Genomic DNA, 8,142 nt, shown 5'->3' on the forward strand with positions numbered 1-8,142 from the left:
AAGCTTCTGCCGTACAAGAGCAGCGGTAATGGAAGCATCGCCAATGCTACCCTTGGCACCCAACAGGATATCCTGCTTTATGGGACCTACGATAGCAGGGGTATGGTTCCAGTGGTTGTTCTGGTGGGTGTGGGCAAATACATAGGTGCCATCAAAGGACCAATCGTTCCACTTGAAGGTGTAAATCCGCAGACCCAGCACCTTGCTGTCGCTATCGAACTGAGCGACGTAAGGCGAGTAGTTTACGCCAAGGCGGGTTCCAAACATCGTAGTAAGAGACTGGCCACCGTCGATGTAAGCACCGTCAAACTGCTTGCGCCAACGGCTCTGATCGGAACGAATGTTGAAGTAGGTCTGCAAAGACCCTTCTTCATCGTCGGGACCCTTCGTGTAGACAAAACCCCAGTGTCCACTGTTATGGTTGTTACCCCAGTCGATATCCGCATTCTTAACGGCAAAAACAGGGGTAACGGCTAGCAGTAGGCACAGCATGCTAGCTAATAGTACGAGTCTTTTCATCATTGCTAACCTCCATTAATGAAATACTTTTTTGAAGACAAAGAGACGGTAAAGCGAAAAATTGGTTAGTGTGCAGCCACCCCCCTACAAGTATTGTGTTTTGGATGCGCCTTTCCGGACCGAGAGTACGTAACATGTCACCGTAGGAGCAAGCCACGGAAAGAGCTCTCATCCAACTGCTGCTGCACGACGCTACCGTCCAGTCTCCCTGTGTTTCCTGGAGCCAGCGTCGCATATCCTATAGTTCTACGTGTTTTATGATATTCCTTCTCCGAATGTGGTTTTTTTGCGCCGTAGGAAAAATTTTTCTCGGGTAACCTACGGTATCATACTCCCAGTCGACATATCGTCCCTTTTGTAAGGCCTTCTCCTGCGTAATCAGACCCCTATTCCCATTCTTATGTGGCTAAAGGGAGTTTAATGCTCATATTAAGGTAGGTTCTAATACTCAAGAACCACCATTGCGTGTCCATAGATTTTCGGTATAGTCAACTCCACATATCCATCAGCGTACTTAAAATCGAGAACCTTCCCCTCCGGGGCCAAATAGATCCGTTGGGGCTGCTTTTCGGTCTTTATCGCCACTTCTACATCGTACAAAGGAATGATATCTTCGATAGTATCTACCTGGTTGCTACGACGTTCGGGGATATAGTGAAGCAGGTGCACCACATGGCGGCTTTCCTTTTCCTGCCAATTCAAGGAGATATGGGCCGTAGTCGGTGCATTGGTTTTGATTAACGGCTCAGGACAAAGCAACCTTAGGGCATTCTGCACTAACTGTTTGTACACCCGGGCGCCATGGTTTTTATACATGGAGAAAATCGGATGGGCAAAATAGATGATCCGATCCTTCTTTATAATGGCGGGATTGGGCATCTTCTTTTCGACCGGGGTATGGCGATGGGAACAGAAGTGCCTGTAGGTTCGGTTAAAGTAGGGTTGCCATAGCTCCGCCAATCCTTGACCTGAGGTCAATTCCACTGCCGTACCCTGATCATACATCACATACTCGGTATCGGGAATGTCCCGGGCCAGTTCACCCACAGGTCTCAGATAGTCTGGACTATAGGGTGCCTCTCCTTGATAGGTCGCTCCCACATCAAGGAGGAACTGGGTCAGGCCTCGGTCCAATCCCGAATGGTAAGACAGCAACAAAGCCCCGCCCCCAGCTACATATTCACTTAGTTTCTGGCGTAAAGAATCGTCCAGGGTAATCTTGTCGGGCAGGATAATTACCTTATACTTGCTGAAATCCATTCGCTGATCAACTACGTCAAACTGGTAGTGAGACTCCACAAGGATTCGGTAAGCGCCAGCCAAGGCCGTATCTACCCGTGCGTCCGCGGCTCCGATGGCCTCCGGTGTGAAGACACCGATCTCGGTGACAGCCGTGACATCATCACACCACGGTTCCTTCGCAGCCACTTCCTTGTAGACACTACCAATCAGATCATAGGTTACGGGATCCAGTTTCCCCGAGGGATGCAATTGATCACCAATGGAACATTTGGCACCGTGGGCCAGGGCATTAAAGCACTCGAATTGGAGGGCTGCTTCGTTCTTGAAAGCACCAAAGTCTGCCCAGGATTTGTGGAACTTGCCGGTCATTCCAAGATACTCCACACCCAAATTCTTCGCATACCGCACGGTGATGGGGAAGTGCTCATAGCCCCACCCGCCGCTTGGTAGGGATTCCAACTCGAGGTGTGTATAGGTGTCCAAAATATCCGCGGTACGGGGGGAAACGTGACCTGCGTTGTAGAAAATGGTACATTCCTTGTTGTACTGGCGGATCAGAGCAGTCATCTTACGCTGAAAGTTGTCCAAGACCTGTCGGGCATACTTCGCCCGATCGCTGGCGTTCTCGGGATCCAGACCCGCTTCTAACATGCCGTCCATACAATACTTACAGAGGCATTGTCCCTGGCTGATGATGTCGAAAAACAAGCCATCCACTTCGAAAAGCTCCAACACCTCTTTGGTCTGCTCCATGACATAGTCAATGTAGGGACTGTTAAAGCACAGCTTCCGCCAACCCGCGACCAAGGGAGGAGCACCGCCAAGTTTCCCCTCCACCGTTAACTCTCGCCATTCCGGATGACGCATGGCCATGTACTCATCAAGACCAACGGAAATATAGATTGGTACCTTGATATTCCGCTTATGACAAGCTTCAATCTGGGCCCTGAGCAAGTCGAACTTCAGGCCCGGATGTCGGGCTTCGGTGAACTTCGTATCGTAATAGATCATGCCATGATGACACCGAGCAAAACACGTGATAGAGTCCACATGGGCCGCTTCTAGGGTCCTAGCAAACTCTTCGGCATCAAAGCCATGTCCAATCTCCACAATTTTCTCCGAAGTATGGAAATCCAAGTGTACCTGTCTGAAACGTAACTTCCCCATCTCCTCTGCCTCCCTCAAGACTGAAACAGCTCTCTGATATTCTCTCTCAACTTGAGATCCAACTACAAAGCATCCCATGCTGTCTTCTCGCTCGAATACCGATAACAAAATCGGTGCTTGTCTAAACGGCCCCTATAAAAAGTCCCTACAACCTTTATCGTTAGACCTTAATACAGTAAGTCCTACAAGCAAAAAGAACCAGTATCATTAAAGCTTCGGTACATCAACCACCGCCTTTACAAGCCACACCATCCTTTAGCATTGGCAATCACTTCGACAAGGACTATACAAGTCCTGCACAAGCGAAGAACCTAAACCATAAATGCAGCCTGCGTACGCAAAACCCGGGGTCCGCCGAGACTCCCAGGTTATTGCTCTAAACGCCGTTGTACCCGTTCGGAGGACTTCTGGGCTTTTTCCTCCACTTCTCCTCCCAGTTCCCGTCCGCTGTACCGAACCTGGGTGTACACCTGGCCAATGGTCATCAGATCGACCTCCAAGTCGTCATACTTCTCCGCTAGTTTACCCACATATTCATTGGCCGTCTCGCTTGGTCTACGTCCCCAGCCTAGAGCCTCTCCCTGCTCCATTAGCCAGGAAAAGAAGCGTCTGATCCAGGGCTGGTTATTGACAACTCCCTCTTCCGCGGTGGTCTCGGGTGTTTGGAACTTGATCACTTCTTCCCAGATCCTGCGCTCCGCCTTCTTACCGAGTCTTCGTACCCGAGAATAGGAGACAGTGAACAAGCTCTTGATAAAACGCCATAGGAGCAAGGCGTACTTTCCCAGCCATTGGACAAAGAGTATGGGCAAGCGCAAGGCCTTCGGAGCATGTTTTGCATCCTTGTAGATGGCCCATAGAACAAGCCCGAGTAAGATGAGCACCACGCCCAAGCGGGCCAAAAGCTGAGGCAATATACTCCACAGAAATGCTCCTAAGAAGAAGAGCCCCCAGCCAATGACGTTCAAAGTATCCAGCTGTTGGTGGTATCCAAAGGACGGGGTCCTTTGATTGCTCCTGGTGGTAGAAGAACCCGCAGATGAATCGGGACTCACCACCGCAGGCGAAATCTCCAGGTCTTGCAGCCAACCAAACAGCCATTGGAACAATCCTACCAACATACTACTGTCCAAGGGAGAAATATTAGCGGGCAAGATGAACCCAACGGCCATCAAACCCACCAGAACCAACGCGGTGCTCCGCACCCAAGTCAGTTCCAAACCCGCACTAAGGGATGCCCCCGCCTGCTGCCATAGCTTACGACTCTCATATAGGTAACTGAGGGAGATTAACAATAGCCCGCAGACAGCAAAGCCGATGCCCCAAAGTGCATATACGTAAGCAATTTGCCTGGAAGGAGCGGCGTACTTGGAAGTGAGGACCCAACAGGCCAAAAGAAACAGTGTCAACCGGAAGAACCAACGTCCGAGCTTAGGATAGGCAGTCTCTTGACGCTCCCTTACCGCAAAGGGTTGCACCACCATCTGGGAGTAGGTATCAGAAAAGCTGGGAACACGCAGATTCTCGTATGTGGGGCGCATCCAGATCAAGTTGGATGTAAGAATGACGGCAAGCACCCAGAGAACCAAGAGATAACCCACGGGCACAGCATAGGTCAAGCTCAACAGATTCCGCACCGATAGCAGTGCCGAAAGGGTCACATCTACTTCGAGGAAGGTGGTGATGGTAAAGTATTTCCCCAATAGGACAATCACGGATACTTCCAGAACGCGTAAAAGGGCTGGCGGCATAGCCTTGGCCAAAACGAGGGTTCCGTAAACCCCTTCAATAACCACACCTATGGCCAAGAACAGGAAGATACTGTCGGGAGAAAAGCGTTCTGTGCACAAAACCAGTGTCAAGCGCGTTACGGTGGCAAAACAGATCAACATGCCGCATAGGGTGGCAGGAAGGGCAACCCATTCTAACCAGCGGACATCAGTTCTATTAGCTGCTCCAGGAGATGACATTCTGCAAACCTCCCACTGCGGCCTGATAGATCAGCAATCCCCGATCGCCTGTGGTCAAGTTATGGTGTTGAATACTCTTACCCACCACCACAATGACCACGTTATATCCACTTCTGCGGAACCGGTAAGCCAGATCCACCAGCTCCGCGGTATCCCGGTAGGTCACAATCAACAGGGTTGCTCCCCAGGACAATCCCCGATTGCCCTGAGCGATGAACTCCACAAAGGGTGATTCGGTTTGGGGCTCCAACCGGGCGAGGATCTCCAGAATCCGAATAAAATGCGCTGTCCCCTTGCCGGGGCGGATACTCACCCCCTGGTGCACTTCTCCCGCTGTTGGCACTTCCTCGATTCCTTCTTCCGCGAACTTGACCACCACATCATCATCGGAGTCACCCAAGGGGACAATGCGACCGTTACTTAACAACCCCAGGGTCTGACCTCTACGATGCAATTCATTGGCCAAGGATGCGGCCACCTCAATAGCTTGTTCCGTTTGCCACTTGGCGTGGCTGGCGTATTCATCGAGGTTCATGTTCACCATCAGCATTGTCTCCAGGGCGATGGTAGGTTGATACTGCTTCACCTGCAAACGCCCCGCCCGGGCCGACACCTTCCAATGAATCCGCTTCAAGGGATCGCCCGGGGCATAATTCCTGATCCCAATCATCTGGCTTGGGTCTTCAAAGAATTTATCCTTGGTCCCAATGGCACCAAAGGGCAACTTGGAGGGTAACCCCAGTTCGGCCATGGAGTATAGTTTCGGGTAGACGAGAAGGTAATCCAGCTTCGCCATCCTCCCTACCCTCCGGTGCAAGTCGAAGGGATCCCCCACTTCGAGCAAAAGGGGACCCACAGCATGCAGACCCCTTCGCCGCCCCATCACCTGGTACTCCCAATACACCGTACCGCGAGATGGAACGAAGGTCACATGTCTAAAGGAACCTGCCGGAGCTAGGTCCGCCGAAACACGTTCCTGCAGCAAAAGAAAGGGCAAAGGCACTAAAGTAGGATTCCGTGCTTCCACGGTTACCTTAGTGGTATCCCCAAAGAAGATCTTGTCCTGCGGCAAATGCCGGCGAATCTCTAGTTTCGACAAGGCATAATCCACAAGCCGCGGGGCTGCTATATATAACAGTACCAAGGCATACATCAAAACATAGATGAACTTTCCCTGGAAAAACAAAGCCACCAGGACGATCACAGCAAGATAAAGTGCATACCGGCCCATGGACATCCTCCGCCAAATAGATCGCAGTACCCATTACCTAATTCTCGATGGAGGTGGCTAGCTCCTTCAAGTAACAAGTCTCATTGAACAGGTGCAGCTGCGGCTGTCCTTGACTGACGATCACGATGCTCAAGGCCGCATTGGCCGGTTTTAGTCGAAAGACGAACTCGTTCTTAAGTCCGAACAGATAGGAAAAAAGTGCGCGGATCAGCCCCCCGTGGGTCACCACCAAAGCAGTCTCCCCCGGGGACATCGTGGCACAGACCTGTTTCCACGCCCGCTTAGCCCGGTCCCGCACCTGGAAGAAATACTCCCCGCCGCCTGGAGCAAAGGAAAGGGGGCGTTTCCGCCACTTGACAACTTCCTCTGGATACCGATTGGAAATCTCCTCTAAGGTCATTCCTTCCCAATAACCAAAACTCCGCTCCCGTAAGGTCTTTAAGACTTGAATCGGGAGCTCCTTTCGCTGGGCAACGGGTTCCGCCGTAGCCCTGGCCCGACTCAGGTCGCTACTGAAAATGTACTGAATGGATTCCTGGGCCAGATAACGAGCCAACGCCTGGGCCTGGGCCCGTCCCCGGGCGTTTAAGGGAATATCCATCTGACCCTGATACCTTCTTTCAAAGACATAGGACGTCTCCCCATGGCGTACAATCAAAACCCTTTTAGAATCAACCCTCGACATTGCCGACCACCCCTTGCTTGACACTCTGTTTAGTATAACAAATCCGGCAGGTTCCTAGATAGAATCAAGGGTCTCCTTTTCAGCAGGTTACCTAACACCAGTCACCTATTTCCACGAAATCCCCATCTAAACCCAGTTTAAGGTTGCCCACACTCCTCACCTCGGTATATAATATTGTGTAATTGAGGAGGATGGAATGGTGCGCAAGCTGACGTTAGAAGGAATGGAAGCTCTCAAGGTACTCAAGGCCCTGTCGTCCGAAGTTCGACTGAACATTCTGAATATGCTCAGTAACCAGATGATGTCTGTCACAGAAATCGCCGAGGAGTTAGGACAGCTATTATCCACCACCGGGGCCAACTTGCGTAAATTGGAGGAAGCCGGGCTCATTGCGACCACCTATTGCCCTGGAGAGCGCGGGACCAAGAAACTGTGCAGCCGGACCTATGACGAAATCACCATCCGACTTCCCGGCCTAGAGGTCCATCCCCGGCCCGACAGTGTAGAAGTATCCATGCCCGTGGGGAATTACAAAGAAGTGATGGTTGAACCCCCTTGCGGTTTGGCTTCAGAAACGGGGATCATCGGTGTGTTGGATGATGTGAAGTCCTTCTTCACACCGGAACATGTCTTTGCCCAGTTGATCTGGTTTCGCAAGGGCATCGTCACCTATCGATTCCCTAACCACTTACCGGATCACACCACCCTAGAAAGACTGGACCTCAGTATGGAGATCTGCAGCGAAGCACCGAATTTCAATGAGGATTGGCCGTCGGATATTACCCTCTGGATTGATGGGGTTGAGATTGGCACTTGGCGTTCCCCCGGAGATTTCGGCGGTCAACGGGGAAATCTAACACCCCTTTGGTGGCTGACCCGGTACACCCAGTATGGACTACTCAAATGCTGGAGCATCAACCATACCGGTTCATACATCGACGGCGTTCGCATCAGTGATGTGACCGTAAACGACCTCAACATCACTGCAGAAAAGAAGACTATCGAGATTGCCATCGGCAACAAAGACGGGGCGGAATATCCACGGGGATTGAATCTCTTCGGCCGCAAGTTCGGCAACTATCCCCAGGACATCGTTTTAAACCTCAATTACGTACCCAGGGACTAACAGCAACAATGTCTTTTTCACATGTTCAATTCCATATGGGATCTAAAAAAGCCACCTTACAAAAGGTGGCTTTTTTAAAAACTGGCTCCCCGGGCTGGACTCGAACCAGCAACCACCCGGTTAACAGCCGGGTGCTCTACCATTGAGCTACCGAGGATTAAATTAGGTCCCGGCGACGACCTACTCTCCCACTGCGTCTCCA

Annotated in this window: 6 protein-coding genes and 1 tRNA gene; 1 reads left to right on the top strand and 6 read right to left on the bottom strand. The window is 51.4% G+C overall.

Annotated elements, in window-relative coordinates:
* From GXX57_07565 to GXX57_07585, 5 genes are all read right to left on the bottom strand, one after another.
* A partial coding sequence (locus tag GXX57_07565) for a hypothetical protein (GenBank protein ID HHV44507.1) occupies window positions 1-519 on the bottom strand: 519 nt, incomplete at its 3' end.
* Window positions 520-960: 441 nt separating this feature from the next.
* A complete protein-coding gene (locus GXX57_07570; GenBank protein ID HHV44508.1) occupies window positions 961-2,928 on the bottom strand; it encodes a beta-galactosidase in 1,968 nt (655 codons plus the stop codon).
* Between the two features lie 368 nt (window positions 2,929-3,296).
* The gene (locus GXX57_07575) at window positions 3,297-4,820 is read right to left on the bottom strand and encodes a DUF4129 domain-containing protein (GenBank protein ID HHV44509.1); all 1,524 of its coding nucleotides are present in this window, start codon (window positions 4,818-4,820) and stop codon (window positions 3,297-3,299) included.
* A 55-nt stretch (window positions 4,821-4,875) separates the two neighbouring features.
* On the bottom strand, window positions 4,876-6,129 hold the full coding sequence (locus GXX57_07580) for a DUF58 domain-containing protein (protein ID HHV44510.1): 1,254 nt from the start codon (window positions 6,127-6,129) through the stop codon (window positions 4,876-4,878).
* Between the two features lie 37 nt (window positions 6,130-6,166).
* Window positions 6,167-6,814 (bottom strand): histidine phosphatase family protein, encoded by a 648-nt coding sequence (locus GXX57_07585; protein ID HHV44511.1) that lies wholly within the window; start codon window positions 6,812-6,814, stop codon window positions 6,167-6,169.
* Window positions 6,815-7,010: 196 nt separating this feature from the next.
* Between GXX57_07585 and GXX57_07590 the strand changes: the two genes are divergently transcribed.
* Window positions 7,011-7,940: a helix-turn-helix domain-containing protein gene (locus GXX57_07590; GenBank protein HHV44512.1), complete on the top strand. Its 930-nt coding sequence runs from the start codon at window positions 7,011-7,013 to the stop codon at window positions 7,938-7,940.
* 82 nt (window positions 7,941-8,022) lie between these two features.
* On the opposite strand, the gene GXX57_07595 is transcribed toward GXX57_07590, so the two are convergent.
* Window positions 8,023-8,097: transfer RNA gene (locus GXX57_07595), tRNA-Asn, on the bottom strand.
* Window positions 8,098-8,142 lie beyond the last annotated feature (45 nt).

This window comes from Bacillota bacterium (genome assembly GCA_012839765.1).
GTDB lineage: Bacteria > Bacillota > Limnochordia > DUMW01 > DUMW01 > DUMW01.

Coding starts and splice junctions, on each gene's coding strand:
- GXX57_07570 (HHV44508.1), bottom strand. CDS start 2,928: ATGGGGAAGTTACGTTTCAGACAGGTACACTTGGATTTCCATACTTCG.
- GXX57_07575 (HHV44509.1), bottom strand. CDS start 4,820: ATGTTGATCTGTTTTGCCACCGTAACGCGCTTGACACTGGTTTTGTGC.
- GXX57_07580 (HHV44510.1), bottom strand. CDS start 6,129: ATGGGCCGGTATGCACTTTATCTTGCTGTGATCGTCCTGGTGGCTTTG.
- GXX57_07585 (HHV44511.1), bottom strand. CDS start 6,814: ATGTCGAGGGTTGATTCTAAAAGGGTTTTGATTGTACGCCATGGGGAG.
- GXX57_07590 (HHV44512.1), top strand. CDS start 7,011: ATGGTGCGCAAGCTGACGTTAGAAGGAATGGAAGCTCTCAAGGTACTC.